Source organism: Olleya sp. R77988 (assembly GCF_044594215.1).
Lineage (GTDB): Bacteria > Bacteroidota > Bacteroidia > Flavobacteriales > Flavobacteriaceae > Olleya.
The window spans coordinates 324,312-348,929 of sequence record NZ_CP138988.1 but is presented as its reverse complement, the minus strand read 5'-3'; the positions used below and the strand labels follow the sequence as shown (position 1 = coordinate 348,929).

General features: G+C 31.2%; 21 protein-coding genes and 1 tRNA gene. 8 read left to right on the top strand and 14 right to left on the bottom strand.

Annotated elements, in window-relative coordinates; all coding sequences use genetic code 11:
* The 6 genes from ftsA (at window position 1) to SJY17_RS01595 (ending at window position 5,549) form a co-directional block, all read left to right on the top strand.
* On the top strand, window positions 1–1,326 hold the full coding sequence (ftsA, locus tag SJY17_RS01620) for a cell division protein FtsA (protein ID WP_397363704.1): 1,326 nt from the start codon (window positions 1–3) through the stop codon (window positions 1,324–1,326).
* A gap of 66 nt (window positions 1,327–1,392) precedes the next feature.
* The gene (ftsZ, locus tag SJY17_RS01615; protein WP_397363703.1) at window positions 1,393–3,378 is read left to right on the top strand and encodes a cell division protein FtsZ; all 1,986 of its coding nucleotides are present in this window, start codon (window positions 1,393–1,395) and stop codon (window positions 3,376–3,378) included.
* A 234-nt stretch (window positions 3,379–3,612) separates the two neighbouring features.
* The gene (locus SJY17_RS01610) at window positions 3,613–4,062 is read left to right on the top strand and encodes a GatB/YqeY domain-containing protein (protein ID WP_397363702.1); all 450 of its coding nucleotides are present in this window, start codon (window positions 3,613–3,615) and stop codon (window positions 4,060–4,062) included.
* A gap of 30 nt (window positions 4,063–4,092) precedes the next feature.
* Window positions 4,093–4,166: transfer RNA gene (locus tag SJY17_RS01605), tRNA-Arg, on the top strand.
* A 25-nt stretch (window positions 4,167–4,191) separates the two neighbouring features.
* Entirely contained in the window at window positions 4,192–5,049 is an 858-nt protein-coding gene (locus SJY17_RS01600) for a zinc-dependent peptidase (RefSeq protein WP_397363701.1), read from the top strand.
* Between the two features lie 80 nt (window positions 5,050–5,129).
* Window positions 5,130–5,549 carry a CBS domain-containing protein gene (locus SJY17_RS01595; RefSeq protein WP_397363700.1) on the top strand — a complete coding sequence of 140 codons (420 nt, stop codon included), beginning with the start codon at window positions 5,130–5,132 and terminating at the stop codon, window positions 5,547–5,549.
* Between the two features lie 64 nt (window positions 5,550–5,613).
* On the opposite strand, the gene rpe is transcribed toward SJY17_RS01595, so the two are convergent.
* From rpe to SJY17_RS01580, 3 genes are all read right to left on the bottom strand, one after another.
* Window positions 5,614–6,276 carry a ribulose-phosphate 3-epimerase gene (gene rpe, locus SJY17_RS01590; protein WP_397363699.1) on the bottom strand — a complete coding sequence of 221 codons (663 nt, stop codon included), beginning with the start codon at window positions 6,274–6,276 and terminating at the stop codon, window positions 5,614–5,616.
* A gap of 184 nt (window positions 6,277–6,460) precedes the next feature.
* Window positions 6,461–7,324: an RNA polymerase sigma factor RpoD/SigA gene (locus tag SJY17_RS01585; protein WP_397363698.1), complete on the bottom strand. Its 864-nt coding sequence runs from the start codon at window positions 7,322–7,324 to the stop codon at window positions 6,461–6,463.
* 207 nt (window positions 7,325–7,531) lie between these two features.
* The gene (locus SJY17_RS01580; protein ID WP_397363697.1) at window positions 7,532–8,500 is read right to left on the bottom strand and encodes a hypothetical protein; all 969 of its coding nucleotides are present in this window, start codon (window positions 8,498–8,500) and stop codon (window positions 7,532–7,534) included.
* A gap of 117 nt (window positions 8,501–8,617) precedes the next feature.
* Here SJY17_RS01580 and SJY17_RS01575 point away from each other — a divergent pair, with 117 nt between their 5' ends.
* A complete protein-coding gene (locus SJY17_RS01575) occupies window positions 8,618–9,280 on the top strand; it encodes a hypothetical protein (protein WP_397363696.1) in 663 nt (220 codons plus the stop codon).
* Between the two features lie 49 nt (window positions 9,281–9,329).
* Here the strand turns inward: SJY17_RS01575 and SJY17_RS01570 are convergent, their stop codons facing one another.
* From SJY17_RS01570 to rpsO, 6 genes are all read right to left on the bottom strand, one after another.
* Window positions 9,330–10,547: a hypothetical protein gene (locus tag SJY17_RS01570; protein WP_397363695.1), complete on the bottom strand. Its 1,218-nt coding sequence runs from the start codon at window positions 10,545–10,547 to the stop codon at window positions 9,330–9,332.
* Complete coding sequence (locus SJY17_RS01565; RefSeq protein WP_397363693.1) at window positions 10,537–11,082, bottom strand: RNA polymerase sigma factor; 546 nt, start codon at window positions 11,080–11,082, stop codon at window positions 10,537–10,539. Before SJY17_RS01565 ends, SJY17_RS01570 begins: the two co-directional genes overlap by 11 nt.
* 31 nt (window positions 11,083–11,113) lie before the next feature.
* A complete protein-coding gene (locus SJY17_RS01560) occupies window positions 11,114–12,163 on the bottom strand; it encodes a hypothetical protein (protein WP_397363692.1) in 1,050 nt (349 codons plus the stop codon).
* Window positions 12,164–12,306: 143 nt separating this feature from the next.
* Window positions 12,307–14,889: a T9SS type A sorting domain-containing protein gene (locus SJY17_RS01555; RefSeq protein ID WP_397363691.1), complete on the bottom strand. Its 2,583-nt coding sequence runs from the start codon at window positions 14,887–14,889 to the stop codon at window positions 12,307–12,309.
* 178 nt (window positions 14,890–15,067) lie between these two features.
* Complete coding sequence (locus SJY17_RS01550; protein ID WP_397363690.1) at window positions 15,068–17,323, bottom strand: polyribonucleotide nucleotidyltransferase; 2,256 nt, start codon at window positions 17,321–17,323, stop codon at window positions 15,068–15,070.
* 190 nt (window positions 17,324–17,513) lie between these two features.
* A complete protein-coding gene (gene rpsO, locus SJY17_RS01545) occupies window positions 17,514–17,783 on the bottom strand; it encodes a 30S ribosomal protein S15 (protein ID WP_397364853.1) in 270 nt (89 codons plus the stop codon).
* 237 nt (window positions 17,784–18,020) lie between these two features.
* Here rpsO and def point away from each other — a divergent pair, with 237 nt between their 5' ends.
* The gene (def, locus tag SJY17_RS01540) at window positions 18,021–18,644 is read left to right on the top strand and encodes a peptide deformylase (RefSeq protein WP_397363689.1); all 624 of its coding nucleotides are present in this window, start codon (window positions 18,021–18,023) and stop codon (window positions 18,642–18,644) included.
* Between the two features lie 105 nt (window positions 18,645–18,749).
* Here def and SJY17_RS01535 read toward each other — a convergent pair whose 3' ends face one another.
* The 5 genes from SJY17_RS01535 to SJY17_RS01515 all read right to left on the bottom strand — a co-directional run bounded on the left by SJY17_RS01535 (window position 18,750) and on the right by SJY17_RS01515 (window position 24,611).
* Entirely contained in the window at window positions 18,750–19,076 is a 327-nt protein-coding gene (locus SJY17_RS01535; RefSeq protein ID WP_397363688.1) for a hypothetical protein, read from the bottom strand.
* Between the two features lie 79 nt (window positions 19,077–19,155).
* On the bottom strand, window positions 19,156–19,551 hold the full coding sequence (locus tag SJY17_RS01530) for a hypothetical protein (protein ID WP_397363687.1): 396 nt from the start codon (window positions 19,549–19,551) through the stop codon (window positions 19,156–19,158).
* A gap of 219 nt (window positions 19,552–19,770) precedes the next feature.
* Window positions 19,771–20,628 (bottom strand): acetyl-CoA carboxylase, carboxyltransferase subunit beta, encoded by an 858-nt coding sequence (gene accD / locus SJY17_RS01525; RefSeq protein ID WP_397363686.1) that lies wholly within the window; start codon window positions 20,626–20,628, stop codon window positions 19,771–19,773.
* Window positions 20,629–20,891: 263 nt separating this feature from the next.
* Window positions 20,892–21,959 (bottom strand): class II fructose-bisphosphate aldolase, encoded by a 1,068-nt coding sequence (fbaA, locus tag SJY17_RS01520; protein WP_397363685.1) that lies wholly within the window; start codon window positions 21,957–21,959, stop codon window positions 20,892–20,894.
* Between the two features lie 114 nt (window positions 21,960–22,073).
* Window positions 22,074–24,611, bottom strand: coding sequence for a BamA/TamA family outer membrane protein (locus SJY17_RS01515; protein WP_397363684.1), 2,538 nt, complete (start codon window positions 24,609–24,611; stop codon window positions 22,074–22,076).
* Between the last annotated feature and the right edge of the window lie 7 nt (window positions 24,612–24,618).

The window sequence follows — 24,618 nt, the reverse complement described above, 5'->3', positions numbered from 1 at the left end:
ATGGAACAAAACATTGCAGTAGGATTAGACATAGGAACCACAAAAATTGTGGCTATGATTGGTCGTAAAAACGAATATGGTAAAGTCGAAATTTTAGGTATTGGTAAATCTAAAAGTTTAGGCGTGCATCGTGGTGTAGTAAATAACATTACGCAAACTATTCAATCTATTCAATTAGCAATTCAAGAAGCAGAAGCAGCTGCATCGCTAAAAATTGAAGGCGTTACAGTTGGTATTGCTGGACAACATATTAGAAGTTTACAACACAGCGATTATATAACAAGACCAAATAGCGAAACCGTTATTGATGAAGATGATATTGAGCGTTTAATAAATCAAGTACACAAATTAGTGATGCTTCCTGGAGAAGAAATAATCCACGTATTACCACAAGAATTTAAAATTGACGGTCAAGCCGAAATAAAAGAACCAGTTGGGATGTATGGTGGACGTTTGGAAGCTAATTTTCATGTTGTAGTTGGGCAAGTATCCTCTATCAGAAACATTGGACGTTGTGTGCAAAGTGCTGGATTAGCACTTGAAGGTATCACTCTAGAACCATTGGCAAGTGCAAACGCAGTATTAAGTCAAGAAGAAAAAGAAGCAGGAGTAGCATTAATAGACATAGGAGGTGGAACCACAGATTTAGCCATTTTTAGAGATGGAATTATACGTCATACAGCAGTTATCCCTTTTGGAGGAAATGTCATTACAGAAGACATTAAAGAAGGATGTTCTATTATTGAAAAACAAGCCGAGTTACTTAAAATAAAATTTGGTAGTGCATGGCCAGGAGAAAATAAAGACAACGAGATTGTTTCTATTCCAGGTTTAAGAGGACGTGATCCAAAAGAGATTACACTTAAAAACCTATCAAAAATAATTCATGCTAGAGTTGTAGAAATTGTTGAGCAAGTCTATGTCGAGATTAAAAATTATGGTCACGAAGAACAAAAAAAGAAATTAATTGCAGGAATTGTTTTAACTGGTGGAGGAAGCCAATTAAAACATTTAAAACAATTAGTAGAATATATTACAGGAATGGATACCAGAATTGGTTACCCAAACGAGCATTTAGCAGGAGATAGTGATGATGCTATAACAAGCCCTCTTTTTGCAACAGCTGTAGGTTTAGTTATGGATGGTTTAAAACGCCAAGATCGTAAAAAAGCTGAAGCCATCATTGAGGAAAGAATTTTGGTGGAAGAAGATATAAATGAAGAGACACCTCAAGATGAAAAAGTAGAATTACCAAAAAAACAACGCAAGTCGTTTTTAGACACGTTAACAGAAAGAGTTAAAGACTTTTTAGATAACGCAGAATAATAAAAATAAAATAATAGCGAGTATGTATCGCTTTAAAATAATAATTGATCCAGTAAAATAGAATTTATGAACAGCAACAACGAATTCGAAAACATATCATTTGATCTACCAAAAAACCAATCTAATGTCATCAAAGTTATTGGTGTAGGTGGTGGTGGAAGTAATGCAATTAATCACATGTTTCTACAAGGTATAAAAGGTGTAGACTTTGTGATTTGTAATACAGATGCGCAAGCATTACAAAACAGTGGTGTGCCAAACAAAATACAACTAGGTGTTAACTTAACAGAAGGTCTTGGTGCAGGAGCCAACCCAAATGTAGGAGAGCAATCTGCAGTAGAAAGTTTTGACGACATCCAACGCATGTTAGATACCAATACAAAAATGGTGTTTATTACTGCTGGAATGGGTGGAGGAACTGGTACAGGAGCAGCTCCAATAATTGCTAAAATGGCTAAAGACTTAGACATTTTAACAGTAGGAATAGTAACAATGCCTTTTCAGTTTGAAGGTAAAATGCGTAATGAACAAGCCCAAGAAGGAATAGAAAAACTGCGTAAAGAAGTAGATAGTTTAGTTGTTATTAATAATAATAAACTACGTGAAGTTTACGGAAATCTAGGTTTTAAAGCTGGTTTCTCTAAAGCAGACGAGGTATTATCTACAGCTGCAAGAGGTATTGCAGAAGTTATAACACATCACTACACCCAAAATATTGATTTACGTGATGCTAAAACAGTATTAAGTAATAGCGGAACAGCTATTATGGGATCATCTGAAGCGTCTGGACAAAATCGTGCGCACGAAGCTATTTCTAGAGCATTAGATTCGCCTTTATTAAACGATAATAAAATTACTGGAGCCAAAAACGTATTGTTGCTAATCGTTTCTGGAGCTCAAGAAATTACTATAGATGAAATTGGAGAAATCAATGACCATATTCAAAACGAAGCTGGTCATGGTGCAAACATTATCATGGGAGTTGGTGAAGATGAAAGCTTAGAAGATTCAATTGCTGTTACAATTATTGCAACTGGTTTTGATGTAGAGCAGCAAAATGAAATTTCTAATACAGAAATTAAAAAAGTGATTCATGCTTTGGAAGACGATCAAAATATGGAACAAGATTTAAGTGGTAATGATAAAGAGCCTGCTATAATTTTACCAAATATTGAATTAGAAGACCAGCAAAAAACACCAGAAGCAATAGTAAAACATACGCTAGATATTGAAGAGGATACGACAGATCAATTATCTTCATTTGAAATGGCACAAATTAATAAACAAAATAAGGTGAGCTATGAGGAGTTAGATTTAATTCCAACCAGCGAACTAATTAAAGATATAGATGTTAATTATTCTGAAGTAGATGTTATTATTGATCAAACTGAAGAATTTAATATAACAACAACATCTAATCTTGAAGACAATGATATTGCAGAAATAGAAGAGGAAGACCAAAAACAGCAAATTACTTTAAGTTTTGATATGCCTTTTTCTGAACCTGTCACAGAACCTGTTGTAGAAGAAGATACACCAATTGTTATGAATCTTGCAGATGAAGTAAATAATTTAGAAGTTAATGATTTTGTCGAAATTATCCCAGTTACAGAAAATTCTGAATCAGGCGAAATTAGATATGCTTTAGATGATTATGTTGAGGTAGATTCTGCAATTAATAAAGTTGCAGAACCAAAAGTTGAAGTTGATCAAGAAGTAGTCTTTGAGAAAAAAGTAATTGAAGACGAAACTACAGAAGCTGAAGTAGAAACCGAAGCTGAAATCGACCCAATGAATACACCAATATCAGAAATATTAAAAAATAGAGCTGATGAACGTAGACAGAAAATGAAGAATTTTAATCATAAATTCAATAGCTCAAAAATTGAAGATATAGAAAAAATTCCAGCATATAAACGTCAAGGATTAGAGTTAGACGATAGTCAACACTCTTCAGATAATAATATTTCTAGAACAACTCTAGGAGTAGACGATAATGACGACATTCAATTAAGAAGTAACAATTCTTTCTTGCATGACAATGTAGATTAATGAAACTCTATTTTTTTAATAGACAAAGTCGATTTAAAAATAGTAAGTTAAATTATTCCGATGATATTCGGAATCTCATCAATTAGATTAATCCATTTTTAACCCGAAAAGTTCCCTCAAGCTTTTTGGGTTTTTTATTTTCATTAAAGTAATAAATCTCATTACCTATCTAATTATTTAAATAAATTCAAGTGTTTACTTTTCATTATCTTCGTATTACAAAAAACAAAACAAATGAGTTTATCTACAGATATAATGACAGCCTTAAAAGAGGCTATGAAAAGTAAAAATACAGTTGCATTAACTGCTTTAAGAGCAGTAAAATCAGCAATACTTTTAGCACAAACAGAAAGTGGTGCAAAAGCAGAATTAACAGAAGAGCAGGAGCTTAAAATACTTCAAAAACAAGTCAAGCAACGTAAAGATAGTGCTGCAATATTTTTAGAACAAAACCGTGAGGATTTAGCAGCTCCAGAATTAGCAGAAGCAGAAGTGATCTCGCAATTTTTACCTGAAGCAATGAGCGAAGGAGATATAGAAAAGGTAGTGGTTGATGTTATTGCTAAAACAGGCGCACAAGGCATGAAGGATATGGGTAAAGTTATGGGTATGGTTAGTGGTCAATTAGCAGGTAAAGCTGATGGTAAAACTATATCTACAATTGTAAAAGCTAAATTGTCTTAAACATAGATTCCTGTTTTGTCAGGAAGTGTAGGCCTCGTAGTTCAACTGGATAGAATATCAGATTTCGGCTCTGAGGGTTGGAGGTTCGAATCCTCTCGAGGTCACAAAAAATAAATTAGTTAAAATTTAATGCTCCACCAAATCCAAACAGAGTTTGAAGAAAACCCTTTAATACAGAGATATACTATTCTAGTTGGAGTAATCTTAATTAGCATATTTGTTCTTTATAGGATTTTTTTGATTTTTGAGTTTAAATATGCTTCAATATTTAAAAAGCCATTATTTAATCATTTATATTTTAGGTTAAAAAAGTTAACCCCAAAACAATTCTCTGTTTTAAAAAACGAGTATTCTTTTTATAAAAAATTAACTCCAAAATATCAACAATATTTTGAGCATCGTGTTGCTAAGTTTATAAATACTAATCAATTTGTTGCTAAGGAAGATTTAATAGTTACTGACCAAATGAAAGTTCTGGTTGCAGCAACAGCTATAATGTTGACGTTTGGTTATAGAAAGTATAAAATCAAATTACTAGATAAAGTTTTATTATATCCTAAAGCATTTTACTCTAACACTAATCAAGAGTTGCATAAAGGCGAGTTTAACCCAGCTTATAATGCAATTGTTTTTTCTTGGGAAGATTTTTTAGAAGGCTACTTAATAGAAAACGATAATTATAACCTTGCTATACATGAGTTTGTCCATGCTATTCATATTGATAATTTGCAAGAACGTGGACCCAAAGCTGCTATATTTTTAAATAGTTTTGCAGACATAGTAAATTACCTCGAAAATAATGAATCTTATAAAGCACAATTAGTTGCATCTGAGTATTTTAGAGAGTATGCTTATACCAACCAGTTTGAATTTGTTTCAGTACTTATAGAGACTTTTATAGAAACGCCTTCTCAATTCAAAAGCCAATTCCCAGAAATTTACATCAAAGTTAAGCAAATGCTTAATTTTAACTTTGCTGGATATTAATCTAGTTTAACTGACTTTTGTCATATTAATAAAGTTATATAAATTATAACTTTATTATATAATTTAAAAAGCAGCTAGACATGAAAAAAAGAACACCAGTTTCAGAAATAATGACAAAAAATGTCATTTCATTAAATAAAACAGACGATTTAGAACGTGCTGAACAATTATTCAAAAAACATAATATTAGACATATTCCTGTAGTTAGCGGAGACGCTATAATAGGTATGTTAAGTTACACAGATTTACTAAGAATCAGTTTTGCGGATGCAATTGATGATGATGCAAATGATGTAGACACAGTAGTATATAATATGTTTACACTTGAACAAGTAATGGCTAAAAACCTTGTAAGTGTATCAAGTACTGTTACAATTAAGGAAGTAGCAGAGTTATTAGCTAAAAAAGAATTTCATGCATTACCTGTTGTAGATAATGGTGTTTTGGTTGGGATTGTTACTACAACAGATTTAATTAATTACTTAATAAATCAGTTTTAAGGGAAAATAAGGATATAACTAAGTAATTAAAAAAAGGCTCCAAATTTTGGAGCCTTTTTGTGTTTTAAGCATTAGCTAATGCTTTTAAGTTTTTAATAGTTTCTGGTTGATTACTACTTTTAAAAACATGGCTACCTGCAACAAAAACATTTGCTCCAGCATCAACCAATTTTTTAATGTTTTTATCTGTAACACCACCATCAATTTCAATTAAAGTATCTAAACCTTGATCATCAATCATTTTACGTAATTTACGTACTTTTTGATAGGTAATTTCTTCAAATTTTTGACCACCAAAACCAGGATTAATAGACATTAATAAAACCATATAACATTCTGGTAATATATCTTCTAATACAGATACAGGTGTCGTTAAATTTAAAACAATTCCAGCTTTACAACCAGCATCTTTAATTTGTCTTAATGTGCGATGTAAGTGTACGGTAGATTCGTGATGTACAGTAATAATGTCTGCACCAATTTTTGCAAATTCTTCAATGTAACGTTCAGGTTTTTCAATCATTAAATGGACATCTAATGGTTTTGTCGCGTGCTTTTTTATAGCAGCAATTACTGGCATTCCGTAAGATATATTTGGCACAAAATGACCATCCATTACATCTATATGAAACCAGTCAGCATCACTATTATTAACCATTTCTGTATCACGTTGCAAGTTGCCAAAATCCGCAGCAAGCATTGAAGGAGCAATTAGTTTTGAAGACATTATAAAGTAGTTTGTGTTGTTTACACAAATATAGAAAAGTCTTTTTGAAGTAGCTTCTCTTTAAGAAGAGATTTAAAGTAGAGGCTTAAAATGAGTGAACCCGAAGTAATCAGCTTCGGGTTCTTTCATCAATCAAAAAACGAACAGTTATGAATAACTGTTTGTTGTCGTAACTTAGGTAATATTATCCTAAGTAAGTTTTTAATATTTTACTTCTAGACGTATGTTTTAATCTACGTATAGCTTTTTCTTTAATTTGTCTAACACGTTCTCTAGTTAGGTCAAAAGTCTCACCAATTTCTTCTAAAGTCATTGGATGTTGGCTTGCAAGACCAAAGTATAATCTAATAACATCAGCTTCACGAGGTGTTAATGTCTCTAAAGCACGCTCAATCTCAGTGCGTAATGACTCATGTAATAAATTACGATCAGGATTTGGTGACTCACCAGAGTTTAATACATCGTATAAATTAGAATCCTCTCCTTGGACTAGTGGTGCATCCATACTGACATGACGACCAGAATTTTTCATAGACTCCTTAACATCGTTAATAGTCATGTCTAATTCCTTAGCAATTTCTTCTGGACTTGGAGGACGCTCATTTGCTTGCTCCAAAAATGCAAAAGTTTTATTAATTTTATTAATAGAACCAATTTTATTTAAAGGTAAACGTACAATTCTAGATTGCTCAGCCAAAGCCTGTAAAATAGATTGTCTAATCCACCAAACAGCATAAGATATAAATTTAAAACCACGTGTTTCATCAAAACGTTTAGCAGCTTTAATTAATCCTAAATTACCTTCATTTATTAAATCTGGTAACGTTAACCCTTGGTTTTGATATTGTTTAGCTACAGATACTACAAAACGTAAGTTAGCTTTTGTCAACTTCTCTAAAGCAATATGGTCTCCTGCTTTAATACGTTGTGCTAATTCTACTTCTTCGTCTGCTGTAATTAAGTCAACTTTTCCAATCTCTTGTAGATATTTATCTAAAGACGCGGTTTCACGGTTAGTTACCTGTTTGGTAATTTTAAGTTGTCTCATTTAAATAAGTGTGATTTTTTTCTTGTGAATATTTTGCTATCAATAATTATACGTAAAAAAATTACATTTTGTTACAAAAAAGGTTAATTATTTTTTTTTGCGTTACCTTTTTAAGCAGAAAAAGCTTAAAAACGTCAGGCTCTCGCAAGTCGCAATCAAAGATGTGCTCCAACAATTGCTCCATCCTTAACGCGCTTACTCTTATACTTACTCAAAATCTAATAGCTGTGTAGCTTCAATAAGTTGTTTTAATGCTTTAATCTTAGCGTATAGTTTATTAAAAAATGTATTACGTTCTTTTTCACCAGCAGTGTTAAGTAATTTAGAGTTTTGTAATTGCTTCTTTAAAAATACTTCTGCTTCATTACAAGTATAGCTGTCACTAGTTTTATAATAAGACAATAAAGTAAAAGGCACATAAAGCAATTTAGATTGTGGTGTACTAACTAATACATTATTATTCATTAAGTGTAACTCATTATAATAAAGTTTAAACTGGGTTGGATTATTAAGCAATTTATCTTCAATATTTTTTATTAAAAGATTTAATAATTCGCAAAGTTGGATCGCTTTTTTACTATTTACTTGTCCAGCTTGATGATAAAAATAAATTTGTTTAAGTGTACTATTTACAGAAGTAATATCCCAAACCTCATTAGTGTTTAGATTGTTATACAGACTGCCAAGTTTTTTTCCAGCTTCAATTAAAGACGGTTTTGCAGCATAAGTATCAAAACTTTTGGAAGCAAATTCTGGGTTAAGCAACTTTAACCAAACATAATATTTAAATTGGCTTAACTCATCACCATTTAAATTGTAAAATAATGGGATGTCTTTTGCAGAATATAATATAGTACTATCCTTTTGTTTTAATAAAGGTAAAAGCGAATGGTAAGAATCTTCAAAATATAACTGAAGCTCTGCTTCGTTTTCAATATGTTTTGTTTTTTCGATAGTTACAAACTCTGTAGAAGTGGTTTCAAAAAGACGATCTAAAGACAAATTGTAATATTTAGCTAAAGCAACGCTTTCATCTAAAGAAAATTTACTTTTTAAACTCACACGTCTGTGTGCAGCATCATAACTAATATCTAAAGCAGTTGCAACAGCTTCTATAGTAGAGGTGTTACCTGGTAATTCGGTTTTTAAATAATTAAGAAAAGTGGTCTGAAACATAGTGTAAATTACACAAAATTTGTGATTATCGCAAAAATTAGTTTATTAAGTCGTGATTTATGATATTTAAAATGTGATTATAGCAATAATTTTGACCTGAATATAAAAACTATAATTATGAAAAAATTAATTTTAATTACAGCAATGTTAAGTTTAATGTCTAATGCATTTGCACAAAAAGACACACTTTACACGCATAATAGTCAAGAATATTTTGATGCACAGAAAGACTATTTTCAACGTATAACTTTTAAAATTGGAGGAGGAGTTTTAGTCCCTCAAGGAAATTTAAGTAATTATTTTGGTGTGTCACCATTAATGGAGTTAAGTTTAGATTTTCCTGTTACTCAAAAAAAATCTTTGGAGTTGGCATTACAATTTGCTATTCCAGATCAAACAGAACCTTTTAAGTATGCTAGAACTACAGATACCATTCAAGCTAAAGCATCATTTATGTTTAATCCAATGCTAAGATTTAAGAAAAACTTGAGCGAATCCTCAACCTCTCAAATACATATTGGTTTAGGCTTGGGTGTTTCAATAATAAAAACTGATGCCAGAAACCCTTTCTATACAGGTAGTGACGCAGATAACGAAAAATACGAAGTTATTACATCCTTCTTAGCATCTCCATCCATAGATTATGTGTTTAAGTTTAAAAATAGTGAAGAGCTAACCATTGGTCTTGGTCTAAATTATTCGCCATATAAAGTAGAGGGTTCTCTTCAAGAAAATATAGGATCCATAAGTTTAACACCTAAAATAATGTATAGCTTCTAAAAATATAAAAGCTCATCAAATTTTGATGAGCTCTCTAATAAATTAAGAATTAAAACTTATATTCTAGTCCGCCAATAATAGATAGGATAAATGTTTGAGATTTTAGCCTGTTTTCTAAAGGCTTAAAATGATATTTAAGCATAGGTTCAATATTAAAATTGAGATTTTTGGATAATTTAGTATCAAAGCCTAAGCCTAAATTTAAAGACATATTACTATCTTCAATTGTATCGATTTGAAAATTATTAGGAATATTATTTGTTGTTAATTCTGCATAGTCAAGTAGTAAATAGCTAACACCTGCAATAATAGAAGTGTTTATTTTGCCTCTTACTAACTTCTGTTTAAACTCTAAGGGTAATTCTAAGTAATTGATTTTTTGCATGAAGTTATTTGAAGCCTCATTGGATGAAAAGTTTAAGGTTAGCCTATTAGCACCTAGTCTTAAAGATAAATCTTCGGTTGCTTGATAACTGATTTTAAACCCAAAATTTATAAAAATATTATTTGTTGAACTATGATTTAAACTCCCAAAATAATCAAGAGAGGTATGCGGAAAAATACTCCATTGCTTAATTTTATTTGGTTTAATACTATCTAATTTTGATGTTGAATCCTGTCTAGAATCTGGTTTTAACTTATTTGATATTGAATCTTCTTGTTTGTCTGAACTTTTAAAACTTGCAGTTTGATTTGTTTCAGTTTTTCCTATTAATTTTTTAAAATTCTTTGAGTTTTTGTTTAAAGAATCAAATTGTCGGTTGTTATTTGTTGACAGAATCGTATCCTTTTTTAATTGTGAAGTATTACTTTTTGAAAATGTATTTGAAGTGTAATTATATTCCTGTGATGAATTACTTTTACTATCATCATCATCATCATTTAAATAATAGCTACCATTAATTTTTGTGCTATTATCTTTTTTTGTTGAAACTTTAATTGTTTTAGCAAGGTCTTCAGTTATAAAAACACTATCATTTAATGCTTTATTTGCTTTAGTTCCTTTCTTCTTTTTTGAATTATATATTGTTAGAGTTGGAGTTTCTGTTTTTGGACTTTCTTGAGTTATTTTAACAGTATTTGATCTGTATAATAAAAGTGTTAGAAGTGAAAGACTAATTGCGAAAAAAAGTATTAATATTAAACGTCTTCTCTTTTTCTTTTTTAAATCAGCTTCTATTTTTGTCCATACTAAAGTGTCTGGAGACTTTGTATACCCATGTAAACGGTTTTTTATTCCGTTACCTATGTCATTATTAGTTCCCATATTCTTTTTTTGTTTGGTTGATTTTTGTGATTTTTTGTTTCAAAATCTGTTTCCCTCTATGTAGATTAGATTTTGATGTGTTTTCACTAATATTTAAAAGTGCTGCAATATCTTTATGGGTATAGTTATCTAATTCAAATAAATTAAAGACTAATCGATACTGATTTGGTAGTTGTTGTATACACTTTATAATGTTATCTAAATCAAGATTTAATTGTTCTTCAATGATGTTGGTGTCTTCTAATAAATCATTTTTAATTTCAATATTTATTGGGCTTTCTTTTTTATATTTATCTATAGCTTTATTAATAGTTATTCTTTTTATCCATCCTTCAAACGATCCTCTTCCTTTATATTTTTTAATACTGCTAAATATTTCTATGAAGGAATCATGTAAGTTATCTTGTGCTTCTTCCTTGTTTTTCGAATATTTCAAGCATAGGATATACAAAGTGTCTTTATATTTTTGATATAAATCACTTTGGGCATTTGGATTATTCCTTTTACAGGCCTTTATGAGTTGTTCTAAATTCAAATACTATAGTACTGCTAATATGGATATTTAATTAACATGCTTCTGCTTCTATTATTATTGGTATAATGGTATATGTTTGATCAATACTATTTTCTACACGAATATAAATAACTTGAATCTGAGATGTATTTAAATAAATTTGGTCTGACAAAATAGGATTAATGTTGTTTTCTGCATCTTCATTTGTTTCAAAATATAAAAGAGATATGTTTGAGTTATCAACCTGAAGAATGTTAATAATACAAAAATTATAATCATTTAATGTAAATTCAGCTACTCCTGGTGTATTTGCTAATTCACACTCTGTAAAAACAAAATCATTGCACAGAGCATGATCATTGTCGCAATACTGATGAATTATAAATGTTTTATCTTCATTAATGAGTTGTAAGGAATCTTCATCTAAGTACTCTACTTTCCAATCAAAATTAAAATATGCGCCAACGTCATTATTATCATTTATACTTATATTAATATGTAATTCATTTTCAATAAAAAGGACAGTCCAAGAACCAAAATATAATTGGTTATTATAGATGAATACAGTAGCTCCATCCTCTTCGTTAAAAATCCCACCTAAATAACTATTATTAGCTCCATCAGTATATCCAACTTTCCAGACGCAATTTCTAATTAATTGTATACAATCTTCAATTTGATCTACCTCTTCCTCTTCAATACAAGCATCAATATTTGTTTTTAATTCTTCATTGTTATTTATACTAAATGTACTTCCATTAGCAAGTGTAGTTGTTATTGGGTAACTTAAACTAATAGAATAGTTGTCCTCTAAATTGTTTAAGTAAATTAAAAATTGAGCATCATTTGGAATCAATGAAGTTGATAATAATTGTAAATTATCATCAAAAGCATGCATTGTTAGAGGGTAATTAAATTCAATACAAGTAATTGTTGTAGGATTAGTATCGTCTGTAATTCTCTCTAATTGATTATATAATTCAGAGTTTACAGTAATAACATCTTCTGCATTTATATTAAAACCTCCAATAGGTTCATTTTCGCAAGCAGAAAGTGAAATAAATAATGTAAAAATAGAAAGTATTGTGTTTAGTCTAGACATAGTTTAACAGTTTTGTTTTACCTATAGTCTTGATTTTTTAAAAAGGTTGCGTCTATAAACAAGGAAACTTTGTAAAATATTTTTAAGAGGTTTAATTTATAAAGTCTAAAAAGAATTATTCTTCTTTGTTTTGTTTCGATTTTTTATCTAACAATAAAACGTTTATAGATGTTCTGCAACTTTACAATATAAATTCCGCTAGAGAGTTTATTAATATCAATTTGCCCACTAGTTGAGGTTATATATTCTTTTAAAAGAATATTACCAGTAATATCATATACTTCTATAGTACCAATGGTTTTAGTGTTAGATTTTATATAAATAAAATTGTTTTTAGAAGGATTTGGATAGATGGTAAACTCATTTTGGTCTAATTGGTTTTCTGTTATATTTAAAGTAGGAGTATCTTCATTAACTTTTATTTTAATTAAACCAGTACCATTCTGAGATATATAGACGTATCCATCGCTAGAGACATCTATACCACTTGGCTGAATTACTATGTTTTTATAAGCATTGGTGGTTAAGTCTATAAAGGACAAGTCTGTTGTAGGGTTTTCCATAACAAAGAGTCCAGCATAAATTGAATTAGCAGAATTCTGTTGTTGCGTTAGCCATAGTCTACCATTTGGACCAAATACTAATGGGCCAGGACGTGCAATCGATACATTGCCAGAGTGAAATGTAATATCACTTATTCCAGATGTTCCTGGAGCACCAAATGTTCCTGAATTTGCTCCAATCATTCTATAAATCTTAAAATTAGTACCAATAGGTGACCCACTACCTCCTTGAATAGAAAGATACAAAGTCGTTGGGTCATTATCGTCAGCCGTAATGTATCCAGTATTATAAAAGTCATTATTATTAAAGTTCATACTTGTCCAAATATTTGACCAGTTTTGCCCACCATCATCAGAACGATATAATCCTTCTGATAAATCTAATAAATAAACTATTCCAGAATTACCATTATCTGGCCAAACAAAGTTACTTCGTTTTGTTGAGCCAATAGTTATTCCATTACTCTGAGACCAAGATCCATTATGATATCTAAAAACACCTTCGCCTTCAACTGCTGCCAAAATTGTTTGAGAAGTAGTTGAATTACCATTATGATAACCAAATGTTACAGCACGAACTCTTCCATTAGATGTAGAAGTAGATGATACTAGATTAGTGTTAGTCCAGCCAGAGTCAGAGGGATTACCTACAGTAGCAGCAGACTTCACATACACTTCGCCTCCTCCAGGATTGTTAGTGTCTCTATCTCCAACGCCTAAAATTAACTCGTCTGAAGTAATGTCAAAAATAACATCATAGCCTCTAGATTCTGCACCACTTGGTTTATCACGAGATATGTTATTGTTTTCAAATGTATCACTCGTTTCAAGAACTACATAATCAGTATTTGCAATTGCTACTTGATTAGAGTTATTTGGATTTACTGCTACACCATTATTAGCTGTTGCTTGCATATTATATACAGCTGGTTTCCACAAATCACCACCATCGTCAGATTTCCAAATTCCACCTCTTCCTGATACATAAATTATATCGTCAGAAACAACATTAGGAAATAATCCACGAGCTACGTCAATAGAACTGACTACACTGTTTTTACGACCTAAACCACCCTGAGGAAATGCTTGTGTTCTATACCACCAATCATATGATTGTCCATAAATTTGGTCTGAAACATTAGTATTGGCGTCTACTAAAGGAGTCCAAGTATTTCCACCATTTACACTTCTCCAAATATTGGAGTAGTTTGTACCATTTACATTTCCACCAAGGTTATTAGTGCCAGCATATATAACATCATTAGTACCTTTTAGGTAACCTGTTACTGCAGTCCATTGTCGATTTGTATTATTTATAGAAAGCCCAGTATTTTTTAAACTCCATGAAGTTCCATTGTATTTTACAATCCCATCATCACCAATTGCAGCATAAACCCTTCCACTACTTAAAACTGTTATGCCTTCTGGGTTTTGTGTTTGATATTCTAAAGTAGAAATCGGAGCAGATAGATTTGTGTAGTCAATTTTGTATATTCCATTTTGAGTGATATCATCAAAATATATAGCTGCATATACTGTATTTGGTATTGCAGCATTATATGCAACTGATCTTACAAAACCTGTAGTGTTTACAGAAGATTCTTCAACTTCTCCACCTTGAGAAAATATTCTAACACCATCTTTATACGTTCCAGTAATTACAATGTCATCGGTATATGTTGTACTGTTTGAGCCTTCGTTAACAATAATTAAATCTCCATTAGACCTTGGGTGACCCGAAGGTAATGGGTCAGAACCAGCAGAATGGTTTCCTGCAAATTGTGCGTTGTTTCCAGCTCCAGTTAACTCCCAAAAATCACCTCCATTAATAGACCTAAATAGTCCACCAGAACCTCCTTTGTCTCCAGTTCCAGCATACAGTATTTGATCATTATCCGGAGTAATAACTAAACTAGCTACTTTAGGGCTTTTTAGGCCTTTATTTATGTTTTCAAAAAGTAATCCTCCATCTGTAGATTTAAAAATCCCGGAAACATCAGCTGACGAATACACCGTCAGTCCGTCATCTGTAACTGTGACATCACTTTGAAAGCCACCACCACTAACGTTATTATGCTCTACAATAATTGAATCTATTGTAGAATTTTGAGCGTCTATACTACAAGTAATTAAAAATACACTTGTTAATAATAATCTTAACATATTAGATAGTTTTATTTATTCATCAAAGCGCTTTAAATTTAGACTTATCGTTTCTTTAGTATATTCTATAACTGTTAATTTTTTAGTTTAGCCCAATCAAATATAACATTAATCCCATAAATATAGAAAGCCCATCAAATTTTGATGGGCTTTCTAATGTATTAAGATTTAAAAAGAATTAATCTTCCTTTTTATCCTCTCTTGGTTTTCTGTCATCACGACGGTTATCACGACCTCTATTGTCGCGTGAACCTCTGTTATCACGTCCACCAGAACGATTATTGTCTCTTGGTGGTCTCTCTACAAAACCTTCAGGTTTTGGTAAGATAGCTTTTCTAGATACTTTTTCTTTACGTGTACGTTTATCTACACCAAAGTATTTAACATCAAATACGTCTCCCATGTTTACAACATCAGATACATTTTCTGTACGTTCCCAAGCTAGCTCGCTTACGTGTAATAAAACTTCGTTTCCTGGTGCATCCATATACTCAACAACAGCACCAAAATCTAACATTTTGATTACTTTTACTTCGTATACACTACCAACTTCTGGCTTAAATAATAAAGAATCTATTTTTGCCATAACAGCATCAATACCTTCACTACCTACACCTAATATTTCAACAATACCCTCTTCAGTCACTGGATCTTCGTTAATAACGATAGTCGTCTCAGTTTCTTTTTGCATTTCTTGAATAACTTTCCCTCCTGGTCCAATTAAGGCTCCAATAAATTCGTTAGGGATTCTTCTAGTTACCATCGTTGGTGCGTGATCTTTTACGCTTTCTGCTGGAGCAGCAATAGTATCTGTTAATTTACTCAAGATATGTAAACGACCATCACGTGCTTGTTTTAGTGCATTTACTAAAATTTCGTATGATAATCCTTTTACTTTAATATCCATTTGACAAGCAGTAATACCTTCTGCAGTACCAGTTACTTTAAAGTCCATATCTCCAAGGTGATCTTCATCTCCTAAGATATCAGATAATACAGCGTATTTTCCAGATTCTGCATCAGAGATTAATCCCATTGCAATACCAGAAACAGGTCTTGTCATTTTTACACCTGCATCCATAAGTGCCATAGTACCTGCACATACAGTTGCCATAGAAGACGAACCGTTAGATTCTAATACTTCTGAAACTACACGTACTGTATAAGGACAGTCGTCTGGAATCATTCCTTTTAAACCACGTTGTGCTAAGTTACCATGACCAACTTCTCTACGAGATGTTCCTCTTAACGGTCTAGCTTCACCTGTACAAAAAGGAGGGAAGTTGTAATGTAAATAGAAGTTTTCTTCACCTTCATAAGATGGCATATCTATTTTGTTTGCATCTCTAGATGTCCCTAAAGTAACTGTTGCTAATGCTTGAGTTTCTCCACGAGTAAATATTGACGATCCATGTGTAGATGGTAAGTAATCTACCTCACACCAGATTGGTCTAATCTCATCTGTTTTACGTCCATCTAAACGTAAACCTTCATCTAAGGTTAGGTTTCTAATGGCAGATTTTTCTGCTTTTCTGTAATATTTAGAAACTAAATCTCCAAAGTCTTCTAATTCTTCTTCAGAAAAAGTAGCTTTAATATCGTCTTTAATTTCTGCGAATGCAGTACTTCGTTCGTGTTTAGCTGATCCAGCTTTTGCTATAGCATATACTTTATCGTATGCCATGTCATAAACTTTCTTCTCTAAACCTGCATCTTCTCTTTCTCCTTCGTACTCACGTGTTTCTTTTTTACCAAAAGCTTCTGCTAATTTTACTTGAGCAGCACATTGTACTTTAATTGCTTCATGAGCAAATTTAATTGCATCAGCCATTTCTTCTTCGGAAATTTCATCCATTTCACCTTCAACCATCATTACAGAATCAGCTGAAGCTCCAATCATCATATCGATATCAGATTCTGCTAATTGAGCTCTTGTTGGGTTGATTACAAATTCTCCGTTTATACGTCCAACTCTTGCTTCAGAGATTGGGCATTCGAAAGGGAAATCTGATAATTGTATAGCTGCAGACGCTGCTAAACCTGCCATAGCGTCTGGCATAACGTTTTCATCATGAGACATTAACTGGATCATCACTTGTACTTCAGAGTGGTAATCTTTTGGGAATAATGGACGTAATACACGATCTACTAAACGCATAGTTAATACTTCACCATCACTAGGTCTTGCTTCTCTTTTAAAGAAACCTCCTGGATAACGACCTGCTGCTGCAAATTTTTCGCGATAATCTACCGTTAATGGTAAAAAATCAACTGGTGATTGTTTGTAATTGGAAACTACTGTACATAACATCATACATTTTCCTGACTGCAATACAACGCTACCATGAGCTTGTTTTGCTAATTTTCCTGTTTCGATAGAGATTTCTCTACCGTCACCAAGGTCAATGACCTCTTTAAAAACTTTTGGAATCATAAATTTTTTAATTCTAATTAAACAATGGTCGTTGTGTTGTTGGTAGTAGTAGTTGTGATGACCAATGAAAAACTGTTTATCCTAAATTTATTTTAGGATATGCTTAATCAATTTTGGTGTTTAGACTCTTCCAAATCGAGTTAATTTATAACAAAAAACCACGCTGTTTGGCGTGGTCTTTTTATTGAGATTATTTTCTTAATCCTAATTCTTTTACTATTGCACGATATCTTAAGACATCTTTTTTAGTTAAGTAATCTAGTAAAGATCTTCTTTTACCTACTAGTTTTACTAATGAACGCTCTGAGTTATAATCTTTACGATTTTTCTTTAAGTGTTCTGTTAAGTGATTAATACGGTAAGTAAAAAGTGCTATTTGCCCTTCTGCAGTACCTGTGTCTTTAGCGTTTTTACCATGTTTGGTAAAGATTGCTTCTTTTTCTTTTGGATCTAAATACATTCTAATATTATTGTAAATGATTGTTATGTACACGAAAGCCTTTCTTTCGAGGTGCAAATATAATTATTTTTATTGAAAATAAGGTTTTGATATAATTATTATTTTCTCACTATCTATTTACTGTTTTTTAAGCTTTAAAACCTTGATAGTTAATGCTTGATAGTTTTTTAATATTACTAGCTTATATTTGTTAATATTTGAAAATGTAAGTTACTATTTATAATAATTTTCAATGCTATGAAAAACGGTCTATACTTAATATTAATGTTGGTTTTAATTGCTAGTTGTGGTAGTATAAAAAACAATGGGTCTAAAACGTTTTCTGTTGAGGACATTAATATAATAATGCATGCTGATAGTACAACACCAATGCGCGTTTTTAAGATTAATAAAAAAAGGGATTCTATTCTGTTAAGGACTAAAAGTACTTATGTTAAAGCAGATCCAAAGGATGTTGTTTTACAACGTTTTGTAAAAAGATTATTTGCAACTGTTAGAGATAGTATGTCTATGGGAGTTGGTATTGCTGCACCACAAGTTGGTGTTTTAAAAAATATTATTTGGGTACAACGTTTTGATAAAGAGGAGGCACCTTTTGAGGTGTATTTAAACCCAGAAATTGTAAGCTACTCCAAACAAAAACAAACGTATAAAGAAGGTTGTTTGTCTATACCAAACAGAAGTGAGCTATTAAATAATAGATCAAAAGTTATAGATATAGAATATGATACTATGGATGGAGAACATAAAAAAGAAACTATTTCTGACTTTACTGCTGTTATTTTTCAGCATGAAATTGACCATTTAAACGGTATTTTATTTTTAGATCATCTTGAAAAAGAGATTGATGATGCTAATTAATTTAAAAAAGCCTGTATAAAATTTATACAGGCTTTTTACTAACTAACTAAAATAATAGAGTTGACTAAACTCTGAAAAAAGTGATTGAAAAGTTTGATCTTTTAATTATTGATGGTATGACTCTAATAACTGTTCTACTTCTTGTTGTATTTCTTCATTAGCTTTCTTTCTTTTTTTAGTAAATAAAATAGGCCAGAATATTCCAAAAACAAATATCATAATAAAACGATCATCCCATATATTTTTAATATCAATGGTGTTTTTTTTACTATTTATTTTAAATGTTACTCTTTTTAGAGTCATTCTTCTTCTAGCAACTTGAATAGTATTACCAGGTTGTTTTATAACTAAACGATGAGGTAAGTCATGCTTTAATTTTTCAACTAAAGTTTTGGTTTCTAAAACAGGATTGTAACTAAGTTTCTTTTTCATATGAGGGTTTTTTGTATTCTATAATTTTTTTCCGTGAAAACTAGTTTTTAGAAATTAATTCCATGTTATTTTTTTTTTATTAAAACACAAGAGATAATACACCTAAAATAAAAAGTACAATACCTGCTGGTACTTGATAGTTAACTAATTTAGATCTTAGTTGTTGTCCTTTTATTTTTGCTGTTTCATTTTTTTCTAATAGGTATTTAGAAATTAAACTATAAGCCAATAAGAATCCAACAATAAACATACAAGCGCTTACTGCAAGTGCTATAATCCATGTAGTACCCATAGATCCTATGTATATAAATGAATAAACAATACCTCTAATACCCCAAAAAGTAAGTATAACACCAATCCAACCTTGATAAGGTGTTAGTGTGTCTAATAATTCTTGTGCATTTGGTTTTTTAGCAACAATAAGTGATGAAGCTGCAATAAGTCCGCCTAAAATAGCGATGATAGCTGATAACATTTTTTTAGTTTTTATGGTTAATATTGAATAAAACTATTACAATTAAAACCTAAATAAAAAAATGATTGATATGCGTAATGTATTAATTTATATTCGTGAAAAAAATGAAGATTTTAGAACTGTTTTTAATATTATATAGCAGTTTTTTACTGTAGATAGATAAAAAAAGCCTTGCAAAATATATATTTTGCAAGGCTTTTAAAATTTGGTTTTATAACCTTAAGCTCTGATTGGCTGATTGGTTACTAAGTCTATATAATGATTAACCTTGTTTTTTAATTCTTTACGATGCATTACAAAATCAAGAAAACCGTGTTCTAATAAAAACTCTGAGGTTTGAAAACCTTCTGGTAATTCTTTTCCTGTTGTGTCCCTTACAATCCTAGGTCCTGCAAACCCAATTAAAGCACCAGGTTCTGCAATATTAATATCACCTAGCATTGCAAAAGATGCAGTTGTACCTCCAGTTGTTGGATCTGTACATAAAGATATGTATGGTAATCCAGCATCTGCTAATTGTCCTAGTTTTGCAGATGTTTTTGCTAATTGCATTAAAGATAATGCTGCTTCCATCATACGTGCTCCTCCAGATTTTGAAATAATCATGAAAGGTAGTTTCTTTTTTAATGCATGGTCTGCTGCTCTTGCAATTTTTTCTCCTACAACACTTCCCATTGATCCTCCAATAAATGAAAAATCCATACAAGCTATAACTAAATTTTTTCCTTTAGACTTACCTACTGCACAACGTACAGCGTCTTTAAGGTTAGTTTTTTCTTGTGCTGCTTTTAAACGGTCTGGATATTTTTTTGTGTCCTCAAATTTTAAAGGGTCTTTTGAGGTTAGATTTTCGTCTAGTTCTTTAAATTTATTGTCGTCAAATAATATTTCAAAATATTCTTTACTTCCAATTCTTACGTGGTAACCATCTTCTGGACTTACATAAAAGTTTTTTTCAAGTTCTTTTGAGTCTACTATTTTACCTGTTGGAGATTTATACCACAATCCTTTTGGAATGTCTTTTTTCTCTTCTGTTGCGGTTTGTATACCTTTTTCTTTTCTTTTAAACCAAGCCATATTGATTTACTATTTTGATTAAGATTGCGTTATTAATAATCAATCTTATGTTGCTATTTGTTAGTTTGTTTTTTGCTTAAGGAAGCACGCAAAATTACTGTTTTTATTAATGATACTCAAAATTTGTGATGGCTATCTCTGTTTTTAGGCGCTTTAAAATAAAAAAAATCTCGTGTAAGTACTGATTTTATTCAGTTTAAACGAGATTTGTTTTTATGTAATTATCTTGACTTATGCTTCGACAAGATTAGTGTTATATATGTTTATAAAGTATTAACGTTGTTTAAGTCTTCAAATGCTTTTTTAAGACGCTCTACAAATGTTTGTTCACCTATTCTTAACCATTTTCTTGGATCGTAATATTTTTTGTTTGGAGAATCTGGTCCATCTGGACTTCCAATTTGTGTTTTTAGGTAGGCTTCTTTTTCTCCCATATAATCACGTACTCCAGACATAAACGCGTATTGCATATCTGTGTCAATATTCATTTTTATTACTCCATATCCAATTGCTTCTTGGATTTCTGCTTCTGTAGAACCTGATCCACCATGAAATACAAAATCGATATGATTATGCTTTACACCATATTTTTCTGAAATATGCTCTTGAGAATTTTTTAAGATTTTTGGAGTTAATTTTACGTTTCCTGGCTTGTATACACCATGTACGTTTCCAAATGCTGCTGCTATTGTAAATTGGTCACTTACTTTGCTTAACTCTTCATAAGCATAAGCTACTTCTTCTGGTTGTGTATATAGTTTAGACTCGTCAACATCGCTATTATCTACTCCATCTTCCTCTCCTCCTGTAATACCTAATTCGATCTCTAATGTCATACCCATTTTACTCATTCTTTCTAGGTATGTTTTACAGATTTCTATGTTTTCTTCAAGTGGTTCTTCACTTAAATCAATCATGTGCGAGCTATATAATGACTTTCCAGTTTCGGCAAAATGTTGCTCACTAGCATCTAATAATCCATCAATCCATGGAAGTAATTTTTTTGCACAATGGTCTGTGTGTAAAATTACTGGTACACCATAGGCTTCTGCCATTAAGTGTACATGTTTTGCACCTGCAATACTTCCTGCAATTGCTGCTTTTTGGTCTTCGTTACTTAGTCCTTTTCCTGCGTTAAATTGCGCTCCACCATTAGAAAACTGAATGATTACTGGTGCATTTAATGCTGCTGCCGTTTCTAAAACACCATTAATTGTGTTTGATCCAATAACATTAACTGCTGGTAAGGCAAATCCTTTTTCTTTTGCTAGATTGAAAATTTCTTGAACTTCTTTTCCAGTTGCAACTCCTGGTTTGATATTATGAGCCATTTTTTTATTTTTTAATTGAATTTGTATAGCTTCAAAAGTAATGAAAATTGTAATATTTTATAAAGAATTGTCAATAAAACGACGCAAACGTTTTAGCTAAAACGCTAATTTTTATTAGAATGGATAGTTGATTCCGATGTTGTAAACTGCGTTTGAAAAGTTGTAATCATTAAACCATCTATTGCCATCAGAATATGATGGATCATAAGTTTTAAATCCAATATCACCACGTAATACAAAAAAGTTAAAGTCATATCTAATACCAAAGCCAGATCCTACTGCTATGTCTTTTAAAGATTTTATTCCGGAGAATGTGGCTTCTTCATCTTCAATATCATCTAAGACATTCCAAATGTTTCCAGCGTCAATAAAAATAGCTCCATTTAAAGGTCCAAAAAGATTAAAACGTTGCTCTGCGCTTAATGCTATTTTTAGGTTGGCTTCATTAAACTCGTTAGTTGTTTCTAGGCTTCCTGGTCCAAGGTTGTATGCAGACCAAGCTCTGTTGTCATTAGCTCCTCCTGCAAAAAAACTTTTAGAAAATGGTATGTTGGTAGAGTTGCCATAAGGTATTGCAATTCCAAAAAAGGTTCTGACTGCTAAAACATTTTTGTAACCTAAACGCCAATGTTTGATATAATCCAATTCAGTTTTTATGTATTGAGAGAATGCCACATTAAACAACTCTTGTTTGTCATCTGCATTTTTTTCTAAGCCTAAGACTCTTGAAGTTAAAGAGAATAAATTTCCTGCTAACTCTACTCTTGCTTTAAAAATTGAAAAATCCTCGTCTGCTAAGTTGTCTCTTCTGTCTTTAACATAACTAAAATTGGTTGCAAAAATAAGGTTGTCTTCTGTTAGTCTTTGTTTTCTTTCGTTTATAGCATTTGCAGTATCCAAATCGTCTTCAGATAAAATACTGTCGTATGTTCCGCTTTCTATTAGGCTTAAAAAAGTGTCTGCTTCTGTAGGTATGCCTAGATTGCTATTTGTACCAATAAAACCACTAGTTTGAGCAATTGTATTTAAAGAATCGTAAGAGTTGTCATAGACATTAAAGTAGTTAGACGTGTTTAAGTTTTTTACAAATTGCACATTAAATAAATCTAACTTATTGGTAACTGTATTGTTTGGGTACCATCTATAATTAAAAGACCCAGTAAAAGATTGTTTGTCCAATCCAATATTGGTTTGGCTAGACGCAGCAACAGTTAATCTTGTTGTTGGAAACATGTGTTTTGGTATAATTTTTTCTGTATTAAAAGGAGAAAACAACCTAGGAATAGTTAATTTTAAATTAGCACCAAGTTCATTAATATCAAAAAACTTATCATCGTCGTTGTTTGCGTCTTTTGATGCTCCAATAGATGTAAATCCTGATATTTCTAGGGTTTCTGCTGCATTAAATACATTTCTAATTAATAAGCTAGGATTTACTGAAAAACCAATGGTTTGGATATTACTTTGTAATGCTTCTGCACTAAACTCTAATTCAAACTTTTTTAAAGGTGTTAAAAATATATTTGCGGTAAGTGTTGTGTCTGGGTTTTCGACGTAGTCAATATTTGGGTATTTAAAAGTGCGTAAATCGCTTATTTTTCTTGAAGTAAGCGGTCTGTTTTTATCTTTAAATACAGCATCAGGTGTAATAAAAACTGAGTTTGTTAAAGCTCTAGGTTTGTATTTAAGTTTACCAATACTATAGATGTTATAACCGTCATAAATAGTAGTGTCTTTAATAACTTGGTTTCTGTTTTTAAAAGAACTATTGGTGTAAATATTTACGTCTTTTACTTTGTAGATTTTAAATGGCTCACGTCTGGATGTTTCTTCTTCTCTGATTAATCGATCTTCAATAATGGTTTCAATATTCATTTTATTATTACCAAGTATTGTGTCTCCAACAAAGCTAACATAATCTTGACTAAAATGATAGACACCATTGTCGCGCATTAACTCTACAATCCTATCTTCTTCTTCATAAACATTGGATATACGATACTGTTTTCCAGCTTTTAATAAGCTTTTGTCTTTATGTTCATTATAAATTTTTTCTACTTCAGTAGAATTGATTTTTGACGAAACAGTATCAAATGTGTAAGGTTTTCCAGTTGTAATAATATAATCAATAGATGCTTTTTTATCTTCTGTTTTATTGATTTTATATTTAGCTTTTGCATTAAACCAACCGTTAGTTTTATAATAGCTTTCTAATCTTGTAATAGATTTTCTGGTAAGAGCAGTATCCACAATAACAGGAGCTTCTCCAGTACGTTTTAACCACCTGTTAAAATTGGCTTTAGATTCTATTCTTTTTTCTAATTGTTTTCTAGATAAAAATCTAGATTTACGTTTCATTTTTTCTGGTTGACTATAGTAGTCAGCATGTAAAATAGAATCTATATTTGGACGTGCAGTATTATAAAGGTAAAGTCTTAGTGGTATTGTGGTGTAAGGTATAGGTAATCTTGTATTTGGTTTTTGATACAATAAATTTGAAATAGTATCATTAACTACCTTTTTGTCATTAATAGTTAAGTTGTTGTTTATTAATAGATGTTGATTGTCTGCAACACGTTTAACCGTATTACATGCGCTAAATAGCATTAAAAATGCTATTGAAACTATTATTTTTAAATGATTTTTTTTCAATTGAATG

Coding starts and splice junctions, on each gene's coding strand:
- ftsA (WP_397363704.1), top strand. CDS start 1: ATGGAACAAAACATTGCAGTAGGATTAGACATAGGAACCACAAAAATT.
- ftsZ (WP_397363703.1), top strand. CDS start 1,393: ATGAACAGCAACAACGAATTCGAAAACATATCATTTGATCTACCAAAA.
- SJY17_RS01610 (WP_397363702.1), top strand. CDS start 3,613: ATGAGTTTATCTACAGATATAATGACAGCCTTAAAAGAGGCTATGAAA.
- SJY17_RS01600 (WP_397363701.1), top strand. CDS start 4,192: ATGCTCCACCAAATCCAAACAGAGTTTGAAGAAAACCCTTTAATACAG.
- SJY17_RS01595 (WP_397363700.1), top strand. CDS start 5,130: ATGAAAAAAAGAACACCAGTTTCAGAAATAATGACAAAAAATGTCATT.
- rpe (WP_397363699.1), bottom strand. CDS start 6,276: ATGTCTTCAAAACTAATTGCTCCTTCAATGCTTGCTGCGGATTTTGGC.
- SJY17_RS01585 (WP_397363698.1), bottom strand. CDS start 7,324: ATGAGACAACTTAAAATTACCAAACAGGTAACTAACCGTGAAACCGCG.
- SJY17_RS01580 (WP_397363697.1), bottom strand. CDS start 8,500: ATGTTTCAGACCACTTTTCTTAATTATTTAAAAACCGAATTACCAGGT.
- SJY17_RS01575 (WP_397363696.1), top strand. CDS start 8,618: ATGAAAAAATTAATTTTAATTACAGCAATGTTAAGTTTAATGTCTAAT.
- SJY17_RS01570 (WP_397363695.1), bottom strand. CDS start 10,547: ATGGGAACTAATAATGACATAGGTAACGGAATAAAAAACCGTTTACAT.
- SJY17_RS01560 (WP_397363692.1), bottom strand. CDS start 12,163: ATGTCTAGACTAAACACAATACTTTCTATTTTTACATTATTTATTTCA.
- SJY17_RS01555 (WP_397363691.1), bottom strand. CDS start 14,889: ATGTTAAGATTATTATTAACAAGTGTATTTTTAATTACTTGTAGTATA.
- SJY17_RS01550 (WP_397363690.1), bottom strand. CDS start 17,323: ATGATTCCAAAAGTTTTTAAAGAGGTCATTGACCTTGGTGACGGTAGA.
- rpsO (WP_397364853.1), bottom strand. CDS start 17,783: ATGTATTTAGATCCAAAAGAAAAAGAAGCAATCTTTACCAAACATGGT.
- def (WP_397363689.1), top strand. CDS start 18,021: ATGAAAAACGGTCTATACTTAATATTAATGTTGGTTTTAATTGCTAGT.
- SJY17_RS01535 (WP_397363688.1), bottom strand. CDS start 19,076: ATGAAAAAGAAACTTAGTTACAATCCTGTTTTAGAAACCAAAACTTTA.
- SJY17_RS01530 (WP_397363687.1), bottom strand. CDS start 19,551: ATGTTATCAGCTATCATCGCTATTTTAGGCGGACTTATTGCAGCTTCA.
- accD (WP_397363686.1), bottom strand. CDS start 20,628: ATGGCTTGGTTTAAAAGAAAAGAAAAAGGTATACAAACCGCAACAGAA.
- fbaA (WP_397363685.1), bottom strand. CDS start 21,959: ATGGCTCATAATATCAAACCAGGAGTTGCAACTGGAAAAGAAGTTCAA.